This is a genomic window from Shewanella waksmanii, from assembly GCF_043643685.1.
GTDB lineage: Bacteria > Pseudomonadota > Gammaproteobacteria > Enterobacterales > Shewanellaceae > Shewanella > Shewanella waksmanii_A.
The window spans coordinates 384326-405194 of the sequence record NZ_JBHZSN010000001.1 but is presented as its reverse complement, the minus strand read 5'-3'; the positions used below and the strand labels follow the sequence as shown (position 1 = coordinate 405194).

Below are 20869 nucleotides of genomic sequence, written 5' to 3'. Positions count from 1 at the left end.
CAACGCCACGATTGAGAATGTTCTATATTCAGCATTCCCCGACCATTGTCAATTAACAAAAGCTGACAAAATGTTCATTTAGGCAGAATTGGATAAATTAATTCAATTCGAACATGGCAATCGCTTCAATATGGTGTGTTTGCGGAAACATATCGATTAACGCTAACTGAGTAAGTTTATACCCCTGCTGCGTTAACGGTTGACTATCTCTCGCAAGGCTAGCTGGATTGCAAGAAACATAAACCACCCGCTGTGGCATCATTTTCTTAAGCCATTGTAATGATTCAAAAGCGCCGGCTCTGGCTGGATCAAGCAGCATTTTATCTACTTTACCAAGCCAAGTTTCTTGGGAAATGTCGGCACTTAAATCAGCATGATGAAAAGTCACATTATCGATGCCATTACGCTGGGCATTGATACGCCCTTGTTCCACCATTGCTGGCACACCTTCAACCGCAATCACCTCTGCACCGGTTTGCGCAAGGGGAAGGCTAAAGTTTCCAACGCCACAAAACAGATCTAAAATACGCTCGCCAGGCTGAGGTGCCAGCCAATCAACGGCTTTAGCAACCATCGCTTGGTTTACCTCGCGGTTGACCTGAATAAAGTTGCCAGGTGAAAACGCCAGATTAAGCTCACCCAATCGATAATGGGGCGCATTGCCATCATCATTAATACGCGCAACGACTCCAGTGTCACCCAACAATATCAAGCTAACATCATGGCGTTGAGCAAATTCGGTTAACAAGCTAAGTTCTTTATCCTTCACCGTTTTGGTGACGCGAAGCACCACATATAAACCACTTTCCACCGCAAAAAGCTCAACATGACCTAGGTGCTTCTTTAAATTAAGGCGATTAAGTTGCTCGCTTAGAGGGGTGATCAATTGCGACAAACGCTCATCAAGCACAGGACACTGCTCAATACTAACCACTTTATCACTCGATTTAGCTCTGAAGCCTAAGGTCAACTTACCTGTGTCTTTTTGATAATGACTGGCTAAGCGAGCTCGGCGGCGATAGCCAAACTCCTCACCAACTAGCGGCTCGGCTTGGTTGGCAACTTGGGTTTGTCCCATTTTCTCAATCAGCGCAGAGAGCGCTTTGGCTTTATATTGACGCTGGCCATCCAATTCGAAGTGTTGCAGATCGCAGCCACCACATTGCTGATAATGACGACAAGCCGGCTTGATGCGCTGCTTAGCTGGCGTTAGTACCCTTAATAATTTGCCGCGACTATAACGCTTTTTTTGTTCAACTAGCTGCACTAATACTTGCTCGCCTGGCAAAGCACCGGCAATGAAAACCACCTTGCCTTGATGATGTGCGATACCTTGACCTAAATGATCTAAATCGGTGACATCTAATGTGAGCTTAGTGGATAACTGCTTGGAGCTATTTGGTTTTGCTTTAAAAAATTGTGCCATTGTGGCCTCTAAAACGATAAAAATACTGGCCAAGACAGCCCTATATCTGCCATTCTAATGTAACCTAAATGTGATCTATCGATTTAAGCCACCGAATGCAATGAATAATGCCGAACACATGACCAAATATAGCCTGCGATCTTGGGTACTGGTGTTAGCTTTAGCCCCAACCATTCTGGTAGGCATTTTACTCGGCAGCTACTTTACCATAAATCGCTTTTATGAGCTCGAAGAAACACTGATTGAACAAGGTGGCAATATCATCGAGCCGCTGGCGATTGCCGCTGAAATCGGCCTAGAGAGTAAAGACTTTGAAACCACAAAGCGATTAATCACCTCAGCACAACTCAATAAATCGGATCTAGTGCAATTTATTGCCATTTTTGACACCAATAATCGCGTCATGGTGACGTCACATCATTATAAAAGCCATGAGTTTATGCGTTATAGCCAGCCAATGGAGTCACTATTACGTACCGAGCTTGAGCAAGTGGGTGACAGTTTAATTATGCGCAGCCCGATTTTCTCAAGCCAACGCCAACTTATCGCCGCTCCTGACAATCAAGATCTTAACCAACAACGCCTTGGCTATATCGCGGTATTAATCAATAAAGAAAACGCACTACTGCAACAACATCGCGCCGCAGTGGCCGCCTTTATTATTGTGTTAATTGGGGTGCAATTAAACCTACTGTTTACCTTCAGGCTGGTTAAAAACGTTACCCACCCAATTACCGAAATGGTGCGAGTGGTGGCGAAAATCCGCGAGGGTAAGCTGGACACCCGAGTACATGGCAACCTCATTGGTGAGCTTGATTTGCTCAAACGTGGTATTAACGCCATGGCAGGTTCCTTGTCGGAATATCACGATGAAATGCAGCAAAATATTGACCAAGCCACATCGGATTTAAGAGAAACGCTTGAGCAAATTGAGATTCAGAACGTCGAGTTAGATTTAGCTAAAAAACGTGCTCAGGAAGCGAGCCGTATTAAATCAGAGTTCTTAGCCAATATGTCCCATGAGCTTCGAACGCCGCTAAACGGTGTGATTGGTTTCGCGAAACAGTTACTTAAAACCCCATTACACGCCAGTCAGCAAGACTACATTAAAACCATCGAAAAAAGCGCGACGAACCTACTGGGTATCATTAACGACATTCTAGATTTCTCCAAATTAGAAGCTGGCAAGATGGTTTTAGAAAACATGCCATTCTCGCTTCGCGAAGTGGTCGATGACACCCTATCACTGCTAACTAACAGTGCCAGAGAAAAAGATCTGGAGTTGGTTATTGATATCGACCCTGAGATTGTCGACAACCTTAATGGCGATGCGCTACGGGTCAGTCAGGTGCTCACTAACCTTGTTGGCAACGCCATTAAGTTTACCGACCAAGGCTCGGTGCAAATAAAAATGCGCTTACTGGATCTCGACGCTGAAAAACTCAACATCCGCTGTGAGGTGACCGACACTGGCATTGGTATTGAAGAGCAGCAACAAGAGCTACTATTCCAAGCATTCGGCCAAGCGGATTCATCAATATCACGCCGTTTTGGCGGCACAGGCCTGGGACTGATAATCACTAAACGCCTAATTAATAGGATGGGCGGTCACATTGGTTGTAATTCAAAAATTAATCACGGTTCAACATTCTGGTTTACGCTACCTCTGGAGTTAAGCCAATATCCAATAAGTCAGCCGATTGATATTGAAGCTATCGCCGGCAAACAGGTACTGTTATTTGAGCCTAGAATTCTCACCAATACCATGCTGACGGGGTTAATGACCTACTGGGATATGCAGATAACCAATGTAACTTCACAACAACAGCTTGATAATTACCTTACTCAGCGAGCTTTAACATTCGATTACGCTATCGTTGGTTGCAATAGTTTTAACGAGATAAAAGATGTTTCTGTGCCACTGCGTAATATACGCGCCCATACAGACAACCTAATATACCTGTCCAGCAACTTCAATGCTGATGAACAAATCAGACAAATTCAACGCTATGTTGATATCATCGTTCAGGCGCCAGTTACTGAGCGTAGCCTTGCCCGCGCGCTGGTTAATCCCCATAAAGAACCTCTGGCGCCAGCGCAGCTTAGTGAAGCAGTTAACGAATCAACAAGTCGAGAACCCCTAAGTGTATTGGCCGTCGACGATAATCCCGCTAACTTGAAACTAATCGATACCTTGTTAAAAGAGATTGTTGCCCATGTCACCGTTATCGATAGCGGCCAAGGTGCGGTCAATCTAGCCAGTGAACATGTATTTGACCTTATTTTCATGGATATTCAAATGCCCGGCACAGATGGTATTAGCGCCACAAAACAGATAAGAGAGCAATCGCGCAACCGCAATACCCCCATTATTGCCGTGACCGCCCATGCGATTGCTGAAGAACGTGAACGCATTACCCAAAGTGGCATGGATGGCTATTTACCCAAACCCATCGATGAAGCAGCACTGCGCAGTGTTATCAGTCGCTGGAAGAGTCGCCCGACGTTCACTCACTATGATCAAAATACCTTAAACTGGGAACTGTGTTTGACCCAAGCAAACGGTAAATCAGATCTCGCCTTAGAAATGTTGCAAATGCTGGCTGACTCCATACCGGCAACAACTCAACTGCTGCAGCACGCCCTTGATGAGTTAGATAGCCAGCAAATGGTTACCCATGTGCATAAACTTCATGGCGCCTGTTGCTACAGCGGTGTACCAACGCTACAACGCTTGTGTCAGGAAATAGAGTCAGCATTAAAACGTGGTGATGCAATAGAAAGTATTGAACCTGAAATACTAGAGTTACTTGATGAGCTTTCTAAGGTAGAATCTGCAGCTAATCAAGTTATATCCCAGTTCTCAACAGGTATCCTTAATGAGTAATAAGCCCGGTTTTTTCAAAAGATTAAAAGCATTATCTCCCGAACAGAAAAAACTGTTTGCCATCGCCCTGTGTCAACGCATGTACCCCAACTACCAACTCTTTGCTGAAGTGTGTGAGTTTGGTGACCCACAAGTGCTGGATACCACGCTAAATTTATTATGGCAGTCGATGTATGACCGCAAGCTAAAACTCAATATTGATGTATACCTTGAACGCCTTGATCTCAATACTCCAGAGCCAAGCGACTTTGATGTCTACGGTGTTTACCCTGCAATGGATGCTGCCGTCGCGCTGACCTCTTTGCTCAGCGCCCTGCAAAGCAAGGTCGAAGATGACATTATCAACATCAGTAAGTTGTCATCAGCAACCGTCGCGAACTATATCGAAGCAACTTTGGAAGATGAGTTGAACGAAGCAGCTTTGGATGATTTGATTTTCAATCATCCGGTGATGGTAGAGGAGAAAACCCTACAATCATCATTACTGGATATTGTCGAAGACAACCCAAAAATGGCGCCTGAGTTTATCAAAGCGCTGCGTAAAGAGATTGTTCAAGCGGGCGTTTCTAACATTGGTATTGAAGTCAGCGCCAATTAACTTGGATCATTAGTCCACGATTTTAGCCCACCATGAAAAAATTGATTTACCAAGGGTATATCCTGACCAACAGCCAAGGTAACACCGATTCTTGGAAGCTCACCATTGGTGAGCAACAAAGGATCGGCTCCTTGTTTGAACTTAGAAGGCAAATTGAGTTTTATCAGCAACTTGGTGTTTTACCTGAGCTACGCACAAGCCTATTAACCGACAAAGTTGCCACCAATGCAAGTGGCCAAAGTCAGCCTCAGCGCACGAAAATATCATCTCAACGTCGTTAAACTTAGGCCTAATGGGCTTGAATAAAACAAGCTGATAATCTTCATAAGTTGTTCGATAAAAAATAAGGTGATTTGTAATGAGTCCAATTTTCACACCGCTGTTCGTGGTCTTTGGCATGATGTTGTGGGGCTTTATTACTGACCGAATCAAAGTATTACCGGCACAAACTGCCGATGTGCTTAATCAGTACGTTTACTATATTGCTTTCCCTGCGATTATGTTAATTGTGCTCGCAGAAACCGAGTTTAAAGACATTATGCAATGGCGCTTTATACTCGGATATAGTGCGGCTATGGGCTGTGTCTACTTGCTAAGTATTTTTATCTCCTATCGCACCCACCCAAAGCGCGGTGACATGGCGGCAATACGCGGGCTCAACACTACCTTCGGCAATACCTCGTTCATTGGTATTCCGCTAATGATGATGCTTTACCCAGATCAACAAAATGCACTTACTGCTGCAGCCATTGCCAGCTTATTATCTGTGATCATGTTCGCCATCGTGTTGGTTTCTATTGCATTGCACCAAGGCCAAACCCAGCGCCCAACGATCACAGCCCTAGAAGCTTTGTTTAAAAATCCAATTATTATCGGTAGTGCAATTGGCGCTGCAATTTCAGCATTGAATATCACCTTACCAGTTGCCATAAGCCAAATTCTGACGCAAATAGGCATGACGTCGAGTCCCTGCGCCCTATTTGCTATTGGTATGGTACTCAGTGGTGCCATGCGCGGTGGCAGCAAAGAAAAACCTGTCAGCACCAAATCCGCCACTATTGAGCTGAGCTTAATTAATTTTGCTAAGCTCATTATGCAACCGCTACTGGTTTATCTTTTCTTTGTTTACTTAGGTGTTGAACCGCAAATGTTGGTCATGGGCGTGTTATTAGCGGCACTACCGACCGCAGCAAGCGTTTATTTACTGGCTCAACGCTATGATGTTCAAGCAGGTATCAGTGCTATTGCAATTACCTTAGGTGTACTACTAAGTTTTATCACGCTACCTATAATCAACCATCTGTTATTGATGGGATAGGCGAATAAAAATCAAACAATTTTGACCAAGCTATTTACTGTATAAAAAATCAGTATATACTGTGCATTAATACAGTACTATGTGAAAGGATGTCATTATGCTTTGTCAGCTCAGCATCAATAATTTTGCGATTGTCCGTTTTCTTGAACTTGAATTTAAAGCGGGCATGACCAGTATCACAGGCGAAACCGGTGCAGGTAAATCGATAGCAATCGATGCACTCGGTTTATGTTTAGGTAATCGAGCAGACGCTAACAGCGTTCGACCCCGCGCCAATAAAGCTGAGGTCAGCGCACGTTTTTCAGTTAACGATATTCCACTGGCAAAGCGTTGGTTAGAAGACAACGATCTTGAGCAAGATGATGAATGCATTTTACGCCGGACTATTAGTAGTGACGGTCGCTCACGTGCCTATATTAATGGTAATCCAGTACCACTGACACAAATGCGCCTCGTCGGCCAACTATTGGTTGGTATACATGGCCAACACGCCCACCATGCGATGCTAAAAAGTGAGCACCAGCTAACCCTCCTTGATAGCTATGCTAACCACAAACTGCTACTCGATGGCGTAGCAGCCAGTTACCAACGCTGTAAAACCGTTGAGAAAGAGCTTCAAGCACTCGAGCAATCCCAACATGAACGCATCGCACGTAAACAACTGTTGCAATACCAAGTTGAAGAGCTCGATGAATTCGCCTTAGGGGAAACTGAGTTTACTGAAATTGAAGCCGAACACAAAAGACTTGCCAACGGAACCGCATTAATTCAAACCTGCCAAAATACCTTATTCATTTTACAAGAAAATGAGCAAGGTGATGTTGAGTCACAACTTAATAGTGCCATTGGCCAAGCTCAAGAATTAGCGGAGTATGATGACAGCCTGTCGAGTATTGGTAATATGCTCAATGAAGCGTTAATCCAAGTACAGGAAAGCAGTAACGAAATACAAAGGTACTTAGACAGTTTAGAGCTTGACCCCGAGCACTTTGCATTTTTAGAGCAGCGGTTATCTAAAACCATGCAACTAGCCCGTAAGCATCATGTCAAACCAGAAGATCTTTATCAGCACCACCAACAACTCAGCGAAGAGTTGCAGTCGCTAGATTCAGATGAAGAAAAACTCAATGACATCACTGAGCAGCTTGCCAGCTGTAAAGCCAGTTATTTAACCCAAGCCCAAAAATTACATAAAAGCCGGGTTCGTTATGCTAAAGAGTTGGATAAGCAGGTTACTCAGTCTATTCATGAACTCAGTATGCCCAAAGGTAAGTTTGTCATTGCCATTAACTTCAATGAACAAGCACTGTCTCCCACCGGATGCGACCATGTGGAATTTTTGGTCACCACCAACCCGGGCCAACCTCTGCAGCCCATTGGCAAAGTTGCCTCAGGCGGCGAGTTATCTCGTATAGGCCTGGGTATTCAAGTGATCACAGCTAAAAAAGTGTCAACGCCAACACTGATATTTGATGAGGTTGATGTGGGGATATCTGGCCCTACAGCGGCGGTCGTCGGGCGAATGCTACGTAGTTTAGGTGAGTCAACCCAAGTCTTCTGTGTTACCCACCTGCCGCAAGTCGCCGGCAATGGTCATCAACATATGTTTGTGAATAAACAAAGTAAGGCGGGACAAACTGAAACCTCAATGACACCGCTAGATAAAGATCAGCGGTTACAGGAGCTGGCAAGGTTACTCGGCGGTGATACCATCACAGACAATACCTTAGCCAATGCCAAAGAGTTATTACAAAGCTAGGGCTTGTTTGTACAGACTGAGCCCGATGAGTAAGGGCAAAGGCAACATAAAACCGCACTCATAAAAAACGCCAGCATTAAGCTGGCGTTTTATTTAAAAGATAGCGATTAACCCACCAAGTAAACGATGCCTTGCAGACACAAAAATGCAAAAACGCCGGCCAGCACATCATCAATCATGATGCCAAAACCACCATGGACTTTGGCATCTAACCACTTAATCGGCCAAGGCTTTAAAATATCGAAGAAACGAAATAGCGCAAAACCAATAACCAGCCATACAACACCAATAGGTGCCGCAATCATAGTGATCATAAACCCGGCGACTTCATCCCAGACAATGGCACCGTGATCGTGAACTCCCATATCTTTAGATGCTCTATCACAAATATAGAAGCCAGCAATGACGCTAACTAACGTGATTGCTAAATACCAATGCAATGATAAAGACATCATTAGCAAATACACAGGAACAGCAGCCAAAGTACCAAAGGTACCTGGTGCTTTAGCGGCCAACCCTGAGCCAAACCCTAGGGCTAAAAAGTGCACTGGATTACTCAGCGATAACTTATCTACGTTTGGGTCTTTGGTCAGTAAATTCATTAAGAGAAATGCTCAAATGCTAAGTTAGTCGGGGCGAAGCTGTCACCGTTACGCAATAACTTGAGTTTATCACCCGTACATATTTGGCCAATTTGAGTAAACGAAACGCCCGCGTGGGCTAATGTCGTTTCTAGGGCGCCGCGCTGTGATTCTGGAACGGTAAACAATAACTCATAATCTTCACCGCCACTTAAGGCGTAATTGATTGCTTGCTCTTGACCCACAGCATTGACCAGCTCATCAGACAGTGGCAGCTGTTCTACATTGATCACCGCCCCCACCTCGGAGCGCTTCAACACATGCTTGATGTCACCTAAAATGCCGTCAGAAATATCAATGGCACTGGAAGCTAAGTTTCTTAACGACTGACCCGCTAACACTCTAGGGCTTGGATAGTAGTGTCGATTGATTAAATAGTGCTTCGCTTCAGCGCTGATATCACAATCTAGCTCTCCTGCAATCAGCTTTAAGCCCACCGCAGAGTCACCTAGCGTCCCTGTAACATAAATCCAGTCACCATTGCGGGCGCCATCACGTGTCATGGCTTTTTGCTCAGGTACTTGACCATGAACAGTAATAGTAATGCTGCGAGGGCCGCGGGTGGTGTCGCCACCAATCAGGCTGACACCATAATATTCAGCAATATCTGACAGTCCCTGACTAAACTCGGCCAACCAAGCTTCATCAACATCCGGTAATGTAAGCGCTAATGTCATCCAAGCCGGTTCTGCGCCCATTGAGGCTAAGTCAGATAAGTTAACCGCGAGGCATTTGTAGCCAAGTGCTTTAGGCGGGATGTCAGGGTAAAAATGGGTGTTCTCAACTAATGTGTCACATGAAATGGCGAGAGATTTGTTTTCTGCTGGTGCCACCAATGCACAGTCATCGCCAATATTGACCACAACATCTCGGCGGTTTTGGCCACGCCCAGTAAAAAATCGCTCTATGACTTTAAACTCTTTCACAGTTCTTGGTACCAGTGTTGCGACCTCTTATGCTGGCGCGCACAAGAAATCTAAATAAAAGTTAATCTTAACCCATAAAAAACGGCATCCTAAGATACCGTTTTTTGATTAGTTGCGAGCGACTATCTTATCGAGTATGCCGTTCACAAACTTATGACCATCTTCTGCGCCGAACGCTTTGGCGAGCTCAATGGCTTCGTTAATCGCTACTTTATAAGGCACATCCTTGCGGAATGTCAGCTCATAAGTTGCAATGCGCAGTACCGCCTTTTCAATGGGCGAAACTTCATCAAAAGCGCGCTCAATATGCGGGATAATCAACTCATCAAGTTGCGATTGCTTTGTCGCTGTACCAGACAGCAACTCACGAAAATACGCGATGTCGACACCGTCAGTTTTCTGTTCAGTCAAAAACTCGTGCTCAACATCGGCCACATTGTTGCCGCTTAACTGCCATGAATAAATAGCTTGTACAGCTAAACGACGGGCCTTGCGGCGCTCAGAAGGCTTCATTATATATCCTAATCTTACAACTGCTGTTCTAGTTCTTGCAGAACATTAACCATTTCAAGCAGACCAAGCGCGGCTTCGCCACCCTTATTGCCTGCTTTAGTACCTGAACGCTCAATAGCTTGTTCAATGGTATCTGTAGTTAACACACCGAATGAAACGGGTAGATCATACTCAAGCGCAATTTGCGCTAACCCTTTATTACACTCGCCTGCAACAAAATCAAAGTGAGGTGTACCACCTCGGATCACTGCACCTAGTGCAATAATGCCATCAAATTTACCACTAGCAGCAACACGACGTGCAGCTAATGGTAGTTCTACCGCGCCAGGCACGCGAACAACGGTGATGTTTTCGTCTGCAACTTGACCAAAACGCTTCAGTGTATCAATCGCGCCTTCAAGTAAACTTTCCACCACAAAGCTATTAAAGCGTGATACTACGATAGCAATTTTGGCGTCTTTCGATTCGATATTACCTTGAACTACGTTCATTTATCTTACCTAACTGTTACTGATGCTAACTTGAGCTAGCGTGACTAAACCACTGCCAAGGTTAGCGTTAAACCCAGCACGGGCAAAAAAGAGGCGGTATGATAACACAACGCCTGCTTGTGATCCCCATGCAATTTATAAGAATTTCTTAATTTTCTACTTTGGCCAAGTTTACTCAGGAATATACTCGGTGACTTCTAAACCAAAGCCTGATAGCGAATGATAACGCTTAGGTGAACTCAGCAAACGCATCGTGCTAACACCAAGATCTGCCAAGATTTGCGAGCCAACACCAACTTGGCGAGACGTACCTTTCCAAGGTGCCGGTACTGGGGCTTGCCCCATATCCTCTTGCTCAAAGGCTTTTACTTTCGCCAAAATGTCACTGCTATGTTCTTGATGACCCAGTAAAACCAATACACCACCTTCTTGACCAATACGCTCCATAGCTTTTTCTAGCGGCCAGCTACGCTGCTGATCGCGCTCGGAGTGCAATAAATCATTAAAGGTGTTTTGCAGATGTACACGTACCAGTACGTCTGGTTTCACTTCACCGTTAACCAACACATAATGCAGTTGATTATCGATAGTGTCGCGATAAGTCATCATTTCAAACTGACCGAAGCGAGTAGGCAGCTTGCATTTAGCTTCGCATATAACGGTGGTTTCTTTGGTGTTGCGATATTCAATCAGATCCGCAATGGTGCCCATCTTTAAACCGTGCTTTTCAGCAAACACTTCTAAATCTGGGCGTCTTGCCATTGTGCCATCTTCATTGAGGATCTCGACAATCACCGCTGAAGGTTCACGTCCAGCTAAACGGGCAAGATCGCAACCGGCTTCGGTATGGCCGGCGCGGATTAATACCCCGCCTTCTTGCGCCATTAGCGGGAAAATGTGACCCGGTTGAACGATATCAGCAGGCTTAGCGTCTTTAGCTACAGCCGCTTGCACAGTAACAGCACGGTCTTGCGCAGAAATACCTGTGGTTACACCTTCTGCAGCTTCGATTGATACGGTGAAGTTAGTCGAAAACTGGGCGTTATTATTGGTAACCATCAAAGGCAAGTTAAGCTGTTGGCAACGTGCTTTTGTCATGGTTTGGCAAATCAGCCCCCGGCCAAATGTCGCCATGAAGTTAATCGCTTCCGGCGTCACTAGGTCCGCCGCCATGATTAGATCGCCTTCATTTTCTCTATCTTCGTCGTCCATCAAGATAACCATTTTACCTAAACGGATATCTTCAATGATCTCTTCTATGCTGTGTAGCGCCATGGTAAGACCTTTCGTTTTTTGTATTAATCTATTAAATCCGCTAAATGGCAGTTTCGCCACTTTCTAGCGATGTTTTTACGCTTGTTTATTATTTGATAAATCCTGACCGCGCCAGTAAATCCATCGTTACATTTGATACTTTGCCATGGTTATCGTCACTTTCCTGTGCGCCAAGCCCCATTAAACGCTCAAGGTGTCTGGCAATTAGATCAACTTCAATGTTGACGCTGTCACCCGCCTTAAGATTCAGCAAGGTGGTTTCAGAGGCTGTGTGCGGCACAATCGTTAAGCGAAAACGGATACCGTCAACTTCATTGACCGTCAGGCTAACCCCATCAATGGTAATTGAGCCTTTATGGGCAATATAGCGCGCCAACTCGGCAGGAGGCGTCAACCAAAACTCGATAGCTTTGCCCCGCTGCAGCCGTTCATCGACACTGGCAATACCATCAACATGGCCACTGACCATATGACCACCTAAACGTGTGGTCGGCGTAACCGCTTTTTCAAGGTTAACCGCTTGGCCAACTTGATAACGACCAAAGCCGGTTAAATTAACCGTTTCCGCTGAAATATCTGCCACATAACCATCAGACAGGCACTCAACAACTGTTAAGCAAACGCCATTTGTCGCAATGCTGTCGCCCAGTTTGACGTCAGATAAATCTAATTTGCCACTGGACACTGTTAAGCGAATATCTTCACCGCGTCGCTCGATTTTCTTTAATGTACCAATGGATTCTATGATGCCAGTAAACATATGACCTACTTGTTAACGCTGCTTAGCAAATTGAAATGTAAAACGCGTATCGTTACCGACCTTAGTTTGGTCAATAAGTTGTATATTGGGTATTTGCGACATTTGGGTAAAAACGCTGAGGTTAAGCATGTCCCGACCACTTGCGCCAATAATTTTAGGAGCTTGATATAGCACTAACTCATCAACTAACTCTTGCTCGACAAATGCGCCTGCCAGCGTCGCCCCAGCCTCAACTAATACATCATTGTGCGATTTAGCCAAGTAGCCTAACAATGATGCTAACGGCACTCTACCCTCTATTGCATCTAATTTGAGATGACTCACATGAGCAGGCCAGTTATCAACCTCAGACTGAGGGTAATCACAACAAGACACCAGCAATATGGGGCTGTCGATAGTAAATAACTTCAGTGATAATCTCGCCCGAGCGCGACTATCAAGCACCACCCTTAGGGGCTGAGAAATCAGCGATACGTCCAGTTGCTGAGTAACAAAACCCAGTTCTTGTGGGCGGACGTTGAGTGATGGATTATCAATTAATACAGTGTCGATCCCCGTAACCAAGGCGCTATGGCGGGCTCGCAAACGCTGTACATCTTGGCGAGCTTGGGGACCTGTTATCCATTTTGACTCACCATTTTTTAGCGCAGTTTTACCATCTAAACTAGCGGCTAACTTTACTGTGACTCTAGGCAAACCAGTTGCCATGCGCTGCATAAACCCTGGATTGATTGCTGCAGCGGCTTGCGACATTAAGCCGACTTCCACCTTGATACCCGCTTGCTCTAACATGGCAATGCCACGGCCGCACACTTGCGGGTTAGGATCGGTTACTGCAACAACAACACGGCCAACTTGGGCATCAATCAATCCCTGCGCACAGGGCGGTGTTCGACCATAATGACTGCAGGGCTCCAACGTAACATATGCCGTCGCACCTTGAGTTTGACCTTGTGCAGCACGAAGCGCATGAACTTCAGCATGGGGGCCACCAGCTTGTATATGGTAACCCTCACCAACGATAGTTTCACCTTGAGTGATCACGCAACCAACACTTGGATTTGGCGCCGTGGTATAGCGCCCTTTATAGGCAAGTTTGATAGCCCGCGCCATCATTTCACTGTCGAATGTAGAACCGTTCACACCTTTACCTTTATGACTATTGGGTTAATAGTGATGTTTCACTATTTTTGTAGCTTAGCAATCGCCTCGCCAAACTCCGAAACATCTTCAAAGGCACGATAAACCGACGCAAAGCGGATATAAGCAACTTTATCTAAACTCACCAACTGGTCCATCATTAAGTTACCGATCATTTCTGAGCGCACTTCGCGCTCGCCGGTGGCACGCAAGGTCGATTTAATTTTTGTCAGTGCTTGTTCTATCTGATCCATCGATACTGGGCGCTTCTCTACAGCTCGCAACATACCACCGCGTAATTTTTCTTCATCAAACGGCTGACGACTGCCATCTTGTTTCACCACTCTAGGCATGACCAGCTCAGCCCCTTCAAAAGTGGTAAAACGTTCATGACATTCTGCACATTCACGACGGCGACGGACTTGATGACCGTCAGCAACTAAACGAGAGTCAATGACTTTAGTATCTGTAGCACTGCAAAATGGACAATGCATAGCGCCTCCTGCTAAATGATAGATCATTAAGATCAAAAATGGCCGCTATAGTAGCGGCCATCGGAGTTTACCTGATTTAACCTTTAAGGTTAACCATAAACAGGGAACTTAGCACACAATTCAAGCACCTGCTGCTTTACGCGCTCGATAGTGGCTTCGTTGCTGATATCGTCTAGCACATCACACATCCAGTGAGTTAGCTCTACCGCTTGCTCTTCTTTAAAGCCACGACGAGTAATCGCAGGAGAACCAATACGTAGACCTGACGTCACAAATGGAGAACGTGGGTCATTAGGTACTGAGTTCTTGTTAACTGTGATATTCGCTAAACCAAGCGCAGCATCTGCATCTTTACCAGTAATATCTTTGCTAATTAGATCTAGCAAGAAAAGGTGGTTGTCGGTACCGCCAGAAACGACATCGTAACCACGTTCAATAAAGGTTTTCGCCATTGCTTGTGCATTGACAACCACTTGCTCTTGGTATGCTGTGAACTCTGGATCAAGAGCTTCTTTAAAGGCTACCGCTTTAGCTGCGATAACGTGCATCAATGGACCACCTTGGCCGCCAGGGAATACTGCAGAGTTTAGCTTCTTGTAGATATCTTCATCGTTTGATGCAGATAGAATCAAACCACCACGAGGACCCGCTAAAGTCTTGTGGGTTGTAGTCGTCACGACATGCGCATGAGGTAGTGGGTTTGGATAGATACCCGCAGCAACAAGACCTGCAACGTGTGCCATATCAACAAATAAGTATGCACCGACTTTATCGGCGATTTCACGGAACTTGCCCCAGTCAATGATGCCAGAATAAGCACTGAAACCCGCGATGATCATTTTTGGCTTATGCTCTACAGCTAAACGCTCAACTTCAGCGTAATCAATCTTACCGGTAGTTTCATCAATACCATATTGTACGGCGTTATACAGCTTGCCAGAGAAGCTTACGTGTGAGCCGTGAGTTAAGTGACCACCGTGAGCTAGGCTCATACCTAGCACAGTATCGCCACCTTGTAGTAGCGCCATAAATACTGCTGAGTTAGCTTGAGAACCAGAGTGTGGTTGCACGTTAGCATACGTGGCACCAAACAACTCTTTAGCACGTGAAATTGCAAGCTCTTCGGCAATATCAACATGCTCACAACCACCGTAATAACGCTTACCTGGATAACCTTCCGCATATTTATTGGTTAACTGAGAACCTTGGGCTTCTAGAACACGAGGACTCGTGTAATTTTCTGAAGCGATAAGTTCGATGTGCTCTTCTTGACGGCGAGTTTCATCTTCAATCGCTTGAAAAAGTTGTGGATCATAGTCCGCAATGTTCATATCTTTTTTCAGCATTGGTTACTCCAGCTGTACAGTCTTATAAGTAGGGTTGCGCGTATTCTACAGTGCAATCGATCACAATCCCAGACCTTACAACATGAAATTACTTGCATTTAAACCCCATGTAAATTTCATCTTAGCCAGTGAGCAATATTGATAAGCAGATGAATCCGTTACTGAAACCCTAGCCACCAACCAATTAAGACTGATTTTTATGAAAACACTGTTTGCCATGTCGCCATGACAACGCGTTGTAAGTTCTCCCACTGACAAGCTTCATCACCCAATTGTAAATAAAGACTAAAACTCTAGTATAAATTCATCAAAGTTAGATTTAAGTTCGGCGATGATTACAGTAGAATTGCCAGCATTATTGGTAAAATAAGCGAATCTAACATGGCTCAGTTTGTATATAGCATGCTTAGAGTGGGCAAGATTGTTCCACCGAAAAAGCAGATCCTTAAAGACATTTCGTTAAGTTTCTTCCCTGGCGCCAAAATTGGTGTTTTAGGCCTAAACGGCTCTGGTAAATCAACCCTACTGCGCATTATGGCTGGCCTTGATACTGAAATCGAAGGTGAAGCACGTCCGATGCAAGATCTTAAAATCGGTTACTTACCTCAAGAGCCGAAACTGGACGAGCAACAAACCGTGCGCGAAGCCATTGAAGAAGCGGTTGCTGAAGCTAAAAACGCCCTCACCCGCCTTGATGAAGTTTACGCCTTGTACGCTGAGCCCGATGCAGATTTCGATGCCCTAGCCAAAGAGCAAGGTGAGCTTGAAGCTATCATTCAAGCGCAAGATGCCCACAATCTAGACAACATCCTTGAGCGTGCTGCCAATGCATTGCGTCTACCTGACTGGGATGAAAAAATTGAAGTATTATCGGGTGGTGAGCGTCGCCGTGTAGCAATTTGTCGCTTGCTACTAGAAAAGCCAGATATGTTGCTACTTGATGAGCCAACCAACCACTTGGATGCTGAATCTGTGGCATGGTTAGAGCGCTTCTTACAAGATTACACTGGAACTGTTGTGGCGATTACCCACGATAGATACTTCTTGGATAATGCTGCAGGCTGGATTCTTGAGCTTGACCGTGGTGAAGGTATTCCTTGGGAAGGTAACTACTCATCTTGGCTTGAGCAAAAAGATGCCCGTCTGCAACAAGAGTCTGCTGCTGAAAGTGCCCGTCAAAAAACGATTGCCAAAGAACTTGAATGGGTTCGCCAAGGTAGTAAAGGCCGTCAATCTAAAGGTAAGGCGCGTATGGCTCGATTTGAAGAGCTTAATACCAACGATTACCAAAAACGTAACGAGACCAACGAGCTATTTATTCCACCTGGACCACGCCTAGGGGACAAAGTTATTGAGGTGAACAACCTGACTAAGTCTTATGGCGACCGTATCTTAATTGATGATTTGAGCTTTAGCGTACCTAAAGGCGCAATTGTCGGTATTATCGGTGCTAACGGTGCGGGTAAATCAACCCTATTTAAAATGATTTCAGGTGCTGAACAGCCTGACAGCGGTTCAATTGAAGTCGGTGAATCTGTACAAATTGCTTCTGTTGAGCAGTTCCGCGATTCAATGGATGATAAGAATACGGTTTGGCAAGAGATTTCTGGTGGTCAGGATATCATGCGTATCAATGGCACAGAAATTCCAAGCCGTGCATACGTTGGCCGCTTTAATTTCCGCGGTGGTGATCAGCAAAAAATCATCGGCACACTTTCTGGTGGTGAGCGCAACCGTGTTCACCTTGCCAAACTGCTGCAAGCTGGCGGTAACGTGTTACTTCTCGATGAACCAACCAACGATCTTGACGTAGAAACCTTACGTGCACTTGAAGAAGCGCTGCTAGAATTCCCAGGTTGCGCCATGGTTATCTCGCACGACCGTTGGTTCTTAGATCGAATTGCGACTCACATCTTAGATTATCGTGATGAAGGTCAAGTGAATTTCTACGAAGGTAACTACACTGAATACTCAAGCTGGCTAAAAGAAACATTGGGTACTGAAGTGATTGAACCACATCGCTTAAAGTACAAGAAAATGACCAAATAAGCGGTCAATTCTTGGCTGGTCAGTTGATTAACAACGACCATCGAATTTAAAAACGGAGGCTATCGCCTCCGTTTTTTTTCGCCCGTCCTAGTTAAATAGTCATAGTTAAAAAGATCATACTCAAAAGGTCATAGTCAAAAGGTCATAGCGAACAGGTCATGCTAACTGGCCATCAAGCCAAGCTTACCTTTGCAAACTTATTCACTTATTATGCTAACTATTGCATATTAGTCAGCCGTAAAACCTTTACTTTTTAGGGTAAAACACCTTAACTTGGTTACTGAGTTAAGGACAAACTCATCAACCAAGCCAGCTTACCCTCTGGCTATCAAAAACAAATCAATGGATTGCACACAAGAGTAACGTTTACGACTTGGCAGTTAGCCTTCGGCTACATTTCGTGATGAAAATAATAATGACATCAGGAATGCAAAATGAAAAATCTATTAATTCCCCCACATACTCACTTAAAAGATGGTCGCTTTAAAAGCAGTTATTTAAAAAACAGTCGCTTAAAAGCTTTGCTTTACCCAAGCATAATTAGCTCAGCTTTGCTCATCCCCACTATTGCCCAAGCAGTAGATTGCAGTAACTTAGCCACGTGGAGCAGCACCGCGACCTATAACGGCGGCGCACAAGTGCAACACTTAACGGTTGCCTATCGCGCTAATTGGTGGACCCGAGGCGATGATCCAGCTTCTCACTCATCACCCTACCAAGAATGGAGCATCATCGGCAGTTGCGATGGCACGGCTGATAACCTTGCGCCTCAGGTGTCATTAACATCGCCGATAGACAACAGCAGTTTCGCTGAAAATGACAGCGTTGTCATATCGGTAGATGCTAGCGATAGTGATGGCGTGGTGAGTTTAGTTGAATACTTTGTCAATGGTCAGTTGCTCGGCAGCAGTACCCAGGCGCCCTATAGCCAAGCTTGGCAAGCACTACCCGGCAACCACCAAATTAGTGCTCAAGCCACCGACGATTTGGGTGCTAGTTCCAGTGCCAGTGTCACCATTACCGTAACCCAAGCCTCTGGCAACACGCCACCTACCGTCGCGCTGACACAACCAAGCAGTGATGCTCAAATCACTACTGGGGATGCGGTAACTATCACGGTTGATGCCAATGATACTGACGGCGTCGTTGAACAAGTCGAGCTCTATCTTGACGATGCGTTGCTAGCAACAATCACAACACCTCCATATGAATATTCGTGGACTGCAATACAAGGCCTACACAACTTAAAGGCCAAAGCCACCGATAATGAAGGCGCTAGCGCCTTTAGTTCTGTGGTACAAGTTAATGTTAGCGATGGGCAAACTGGTGGTGGATGTAGTGGCGTGCCACCATACACTGCGGGCAGTAGCTACCAAAGTGGCGATGTCGTCGAAAATGTGAACCATCGATATCGCTGCGACATCGGCGGATGGTGTTCATCAAATGCGGCATGGGCCTATGAGCCTGGAGTCGGCGCCCACTGGCAAGATGCATGGAGTGATTTAGGTATCTGTGCCATTGTCCCTAATGTGGCAATAACATCGCCAACAGACAACACGGTGATATTGGCTGGCAGCGACATCACCTTTGCAGCCAGCGCAAGTGACAGCGATGGCAGTATTACGCTAGTTGAGTTTTTCGTTAATGGTCAAAGTCTAGGTAGTGACGCCAGTGCTCCTTATCAACTCAACTGGTCAGCAACTGGCTTAGGCGACACCCAGTTAAAAGTGGTGGCGACTGATGATGAGGGTAACCAAAGTGAGGACACGGTTTTAGTCAGCATCAGTGACCAGCCCATTGTCGCAAGTGTCACCACCAGCAGTGATACCATTACCTTGGGCCGCACAGTCACTTTAAGTGCTAACGCAGCATCGGTTAATGGCGAGATTGTTAATGTCGATTTTAATGTCAACGGCAGTGTTGTTGCCACCGACACCAGTGCCCCCTATCAAGCATCCTGGACGGCTGGCTCTGTTGGTAATTATTCTGTGACCGCAAGTGCAACTGACAGTTTAGGTAATACAGTCACTAGCCCCGCCAAGCCGGTTAATGTGATCAATGCACCTGCAGGAGAGACTCACAAGTTGATTGGCTACTGGCATAACTTTGTTAATGGCGCAGGCTGCCCTATGCCCCTGAGCGAGATATCATCGAAATGGGATGTCATCGATATTGCCTTTGCGGACAATGATCGCAACTCAAATGGAACCGTTCATTTTAACCTCTATAGTGGTGATATCCATTCTACTTGCCCGGCACTTGATGCTGCGCAGTTTAAACAAGATATCGCTAACTTACAGGCACAAGGAAAAATCATCGTACTGTCTTTAGGTGGCGCTGAAGGCACCATCACGCTAAATACCGATACTGATCAAACTAACTTTGTCGCCAGCTTGACTCAAATCATCAATGATTGGGGTTTTGATGGTTTAGACGTTGATTTAGAAAGTGGCTCCAACCTTCTCCATGGCTCGCAAATACAAGCGCGTCTGCCCGTTGCTTTAAAGCAAATCGAAGCAAACATGGGCGGCGACATGTACTTAACCATGGCCCCTGAGCACCCATATGTACAAGGAGGCATGATTGCTTATTCAGGTATCTGGGGGGCTTACATTCCGCTGATTGATTCACTGCGCGACACCTTAGATTTACTGCACGTCCAACTATATAACAATGGCGGCTTATCAAACCCCTACACCAATGGGGCTGCGCCAGAAGGCAGCGTGGATATGATGGTGGCATCGGTGAAAATGTTGGTCGAGGGCTTTGATCTCGCCGATGGTAGTCGATTCTTGCCATTGCGCGCTGATCAAGTCGCCATTGGTTTACCGTCCGGCCCTTCATCGGCCAACTCAGGTCAGGCGCCGACACAAAATATTATCGATGCTCTAGATTGCATTACTAAAAGAGTAGCCTGCTCATCAGTGGTACCAAGTCAAAAATTTAGTGACTTTGCAGGAGTCATGACTTGGTCAATTAACTGGGATAAACATGATGGGTTTAATTTCTCAGGCCCCATCGGCGACAAGATTGATGCCATGAATGCGGGTAACTAGGCTGATTAATCAACATCAACTTAATCGATAACACATCAGGTGGACTAGCTAAAACCAAGCAGCTAATCCACCTTTACCCCCTACCTCAGCATTTTATCACCACCAAGCCCACCGAAATAAAAACTAATAAAATAAATAACTTAAAATAACACTATAAAATCTATTCATATCGTTTTTATCTCTATTTCAA

Annotated in this window: 17 protein-coding genes; 7 read left to right on the top strand and 10 right to left on the bottom strand. The window is 45.4% G+C overall.

Annotated elements, in window-relative coordinates:
• Positions 1-97: 97 nt before the first annotated feature.
• A complete protein-coding gene (rlmD, locus tag ACHUFW_RS01795; protein ID WP_394200274.1) occupies positions 98-1426 on the bottom strand; it encodes a 23S rRNA (uracil(1939)-C(5))-methyltransferase RlmD in 1329 nt (442 codons plus the stop codon).
• A gap of 118 nt (positions 1427-1544) precedes the next feature.
• On the opposite strand from rlmD, the gene barA reads away from it, so the two are divergent.
• The 5 genes from barA (at position 1545) to recN (ending at position 7988) form a co-directional block, all read left to right on the top strand.
• Entirely contained in the window at positions 1545-4313 is a 2769-nt protein-coding gene (gene barA / locus ACHUFW_RS01790; protein WP_463602302.1) for a two-component sensor histidine kinase BarA, read from the top strand.
• Positions 4306-4911 (top strand): YjaG family protein, encoded by a 606-nt coding sequence (locus tag ACHUFW_RS01785; RefSeq protein ID WP_394200272.1) that lies wholly within the window; start codon positions 4306-4308, stop codon positions 4909-4911. The genes barA and ACHUFW_RS01785 overlap by 8 nt, the downstream gene beginning before the upstream one ends.
• A gap of 32 nt (positions 4912-4943) precedes the next feature.
• Positions 4944-5192 (top strand): DUF3319 domain-containing protein, encoded by a 249-nt coding sequence (locus tag ACHUFW_RS01780; RefSeq protein ID WP_394200271.1) that lies wholly within the window; start codon positions 4944-4946, stop codon positions 5190-5192.
• 77 nt (positions 5193-5269) lie between these two features.
• Complete coding sequence (locus tag ACHUFW_RS01775) at positions 5270-6229, top strand: AEC family transporter (protein ID WP_394200270.1); 960 nt, start codon at positions 5270-5272, stop codon at positions 6227-6229.
• 97 nt (positions 6230-6326) lie between these two features.
• Positions 6327-7988 carry a DNA repair protein RecN gene (gene recN, locus ACHUFW_RS01770; protein WP_394200269.1) on the top strand — a complete coding sequence of 554 codons (1662 nt, stop codon included), beginning with the start codon at positions 6327-6329 and terminating at the stop codon, positions 7986-7988.
• A 107-nt stretch (positions 7989-8095) separates the two neighbouring features.
• On the opposite strand, the gene ACHUFW_RS01765 is transcribed toward recN, so the two are convergent.
• The 9 genes from ACHUFW_RS01765 to glyA form a co-directional block, all read right to left on the bottom strand.
• Entirely contained in the window at positions 8096-8590 is a 495-nt protein-coding gene (locus ACHUFW_RS01765) for a phosphatidylglycerophosphatase A family protein (RefSeq protein WP_394200268.1), read from the bottom strand.
• Positions 8590-9555 (bottom strand): thiamine-phosphate kinase, encoded by a 966-nt coding sequence (gene thiL / locus ACHUFW_RS01760; RefSeq protein WP_394200267.1) that lies wholly within the window; start codon positions 9553-9555, stop codon positions 8590-8592. Before thiL ends, ACHUFW_RS01765 begins: the two co-directional genes overlap by 1 nt.
• Before the next feature lie 108 nt (positions 9556-9663).
• Entirely contained in the window at positions 9664-10068 is a 405-nt protein-coding gene (gene nusB / locus ACHUFW_RS01755) for a transcription antitermination factor NusB (protein ID WP_394200266.1), read from the bottom strand.
• Between the two features lie 14 nt (positions 10069-10082).
• Positions 10083-10559 carry a 6,7-dimethyl-8-ribityllumazine synthase gene (ribH, locus tag ACHUFW_RS01750; protein ID WP_394200265.1) on the bottom strand — a complete coding sequence of 159 codons (477 nt, stop codon included), beginning with the start codon at positions 10557-10559 and terminating at the stop codon, positions 10083-10085.
• A gap of 171 nt (positions 10560-10730) precedes the next feature.
• On the bottom strand, positions 10731-11834 hold the full coding sequence (gene ribBA / locus ACHUFW_RS01745) for a bifunctional 3,4-dihydroxy-2-butanone-4-phosphate synthase/GTP cyclohydrolase II (RefSeq protein WP_394200264.1): 1104 nt from the start codon (positions 11832-11834) through the stop codon (positions 10731-10733).
• An 88-nt stretch (positions 11835-11922) separates the two neighbouring features.
• Entirely contained in the window at positions 11923-12594 is a 672-nt protein-coding gene (locus ACHUFW_RS01740; protein WP_394200263.1) for a riboflavin synthase, read from the bottom strand.
• A gap of 12 nt (positions 12595-12606) precedes the next feature.
• Positions 12607-13710 carry a bifunctional diaminohydroxyphosphoribosylaminopyrimidine deaminase/5-amino-6-(5-phosphoribosylamino)uracil reductase RibD gene (gene ribD, locus ACHUFW_RS01735; protein ID WP_394200484.1) on the bottom strand — a complete coding sequence of 368 codons (1104 nt, stop codon included), beginning with the start codon at positions 13708-13710 and terminating at the stop codon, positions 12607-12609.
• 68 nt (positions 13711-13778) lie between these two features.
• Positions 13779-14228, bottom strand: a complete 450-nt coding sequence (nrdR, locus tag ACHUFW_RS01730) for a transcriptional regulator NrdR (RefSeq protein ID WP_394200262.1) — start codon at positions 14226-14228, stop codon at positions 13779-13781.
• An 89-nt stretch (positions 14229-14317) separates the two neighbouring features.
• Positions 14318-15574, bottom strand: coding sequence for a serine hydroxymethyltransferase (gene glyA, locus ACHUFW_RS01725; protein ID WP_394200261.1), 1257 nt, complete (start codon positions 15572-15574; stop codon positions 14318-14320).
• A 381-nt stretch (positions 15575-15955) separates the two neighbouring features.
• Here glyA and ettA point away from each other — a divergent pair, with 381 nt between their 5' ends.
• On the top strand, positions 15956-17623 hold the full coding sequence (gene ettA, locus ACHUFW_RS01720; RefSeq protein WP_394200260.1) for an energy-dependent translational throttle protein EttA: 1668 nt from the start codon (positions 15956-15958) through the stop codon (positions 17621-17623).
• Between the two features lie 434 nt (positions 17624-18057).
• Positions 18058-20679 carry an Ig-like domain-containing protein gene (locus ACHUFW_RS01715; RefSeq protein ID WP_394200259.1) on the top strand — a complete coding sequence of 874 codons (2622 nt, stop codon included), beginning with the start codon at positions 18058-18060 and terminating at the stop codon, positions 20677-20679.
• Positions 20680-20869: the final 190 nt, after the last annotated feature.

What these genes read in the sequence shown, in the direction of transcription:
- rlmD (WP_394200274.1), bottom strand. Translation starts at nt 1,426, where the DNA reads ATGGCACAATTTTTTAAAGCAAAACCAAATAGCTCCAAGCAGTTATCC.
- barA (WP_463602302.1), top strand. Translation starts at nt 1,545, where the DNA reads ATGACCAAATATAGCCTGCGATCTTGGGTACTGGTGTTAGCTTTAGCC.
- ACHUFW_RS01785 (WP_394200272.1), top strand. Translation starts at nt 4,306, where the DNA reads ATGAGTAATAAGCCCGGTTTTTTCAAAAGATTAAAAGCATTATCTCCC.
- ACHUFW_RS01780 (WP_394200271.1), top strand. Translation starts at nt 4,944, where the DNA reads ATGAAAAAATTGATTTACCAAGGGTATATCCTGACCAACAGCCAAGGT.
- ACHUFW_RS01775 (WP_394200270.1), top strand. Translation starts at nt 5,270, where the DNA reads ATGAGTCCAATTTTCACACCGCTGTTCGTGGTCTTTGGCATGATGTTG.
- recN (WP_394200269.1), top strand. Translation starts at nt 6,327, where the DNA reads ATGCTTTGTCAGCTCAGCATCAATAATTTTGCGATTGTCCGTTTTCTT.
- ACHUFW_RS01765 (WP_394200268.1), bottom strand. Translation starts at nt 8,590, where the DNA reads ATGAATTTACTGACCAAAGACCCAAACGTAGATAAGTTATCGCTGAGT.
- nusB (WP_394200266.1), bottom strand. Translation starts at nt 10,068, where the DNA reads ATGAAGCCTTCTGAGCGCCGCAAGGCCCGTCGTTTAGCTGTACAAGCT.
- ribH (WP_394200265.1), bottom strand. Translation starts at nt 10,559, where the DNA reads ATGAACGTAGTTCAAGGTAATATCGAATCGAAAGACGCCAAAATTGCT.
- ribBA (WP_394200264.1), bottom strand. Translation starts at nt 11,834, where the DNA reads ATGGCGCTACACAGCATAGAAGAGATCATTGAAGATATCCGTTTAGGT.
- ACHUFW_RS01740 (WP_394200263.1), bottom strand. Translation starts at nt 12,594, where the DNA reads ATGTTTACTGGCATCATAGAATCCATTGGTACATTAAAGAAAATCGAG.
- ribD (WP_394200484.1), bottom strand. Translation starts at nt 13,710, where the DNA reads ATGATGGCGCGGGCTATCAAACTTGCCTATAAAGGGCGCTATACCACG.
- nrdR (WP_394200262.1), bottom strand. Translation starts at nt 14,228, where the DNA reads ATGCATTGTCCATTTTGCAGTGCTACAGATACTAAAGTCATTGACTCT.
- glyA (WP_394200261.1), bottom strand. Translation starts at nt 15,574, where the DNA reads ATGCTGAAAAAAGATATGAACATTGCGGACTATGATCCACAACTTTTT.
- ettA (WP_394200260.1), top strand. Translation starts at nt 15,956, where the DNA reads ATGGCTCAGTTTGTATATAGCATGCTTAGAGTGGGCAAGATTGTTCCA.
- ACHUFW_RS01715 (WP_394200259.1), top strand. Translation starts at nt 18,058, where the DNA reads ATGAAAAATCTATTAATTCCCCCACATACTCACTTAAAAGATGGTCGC.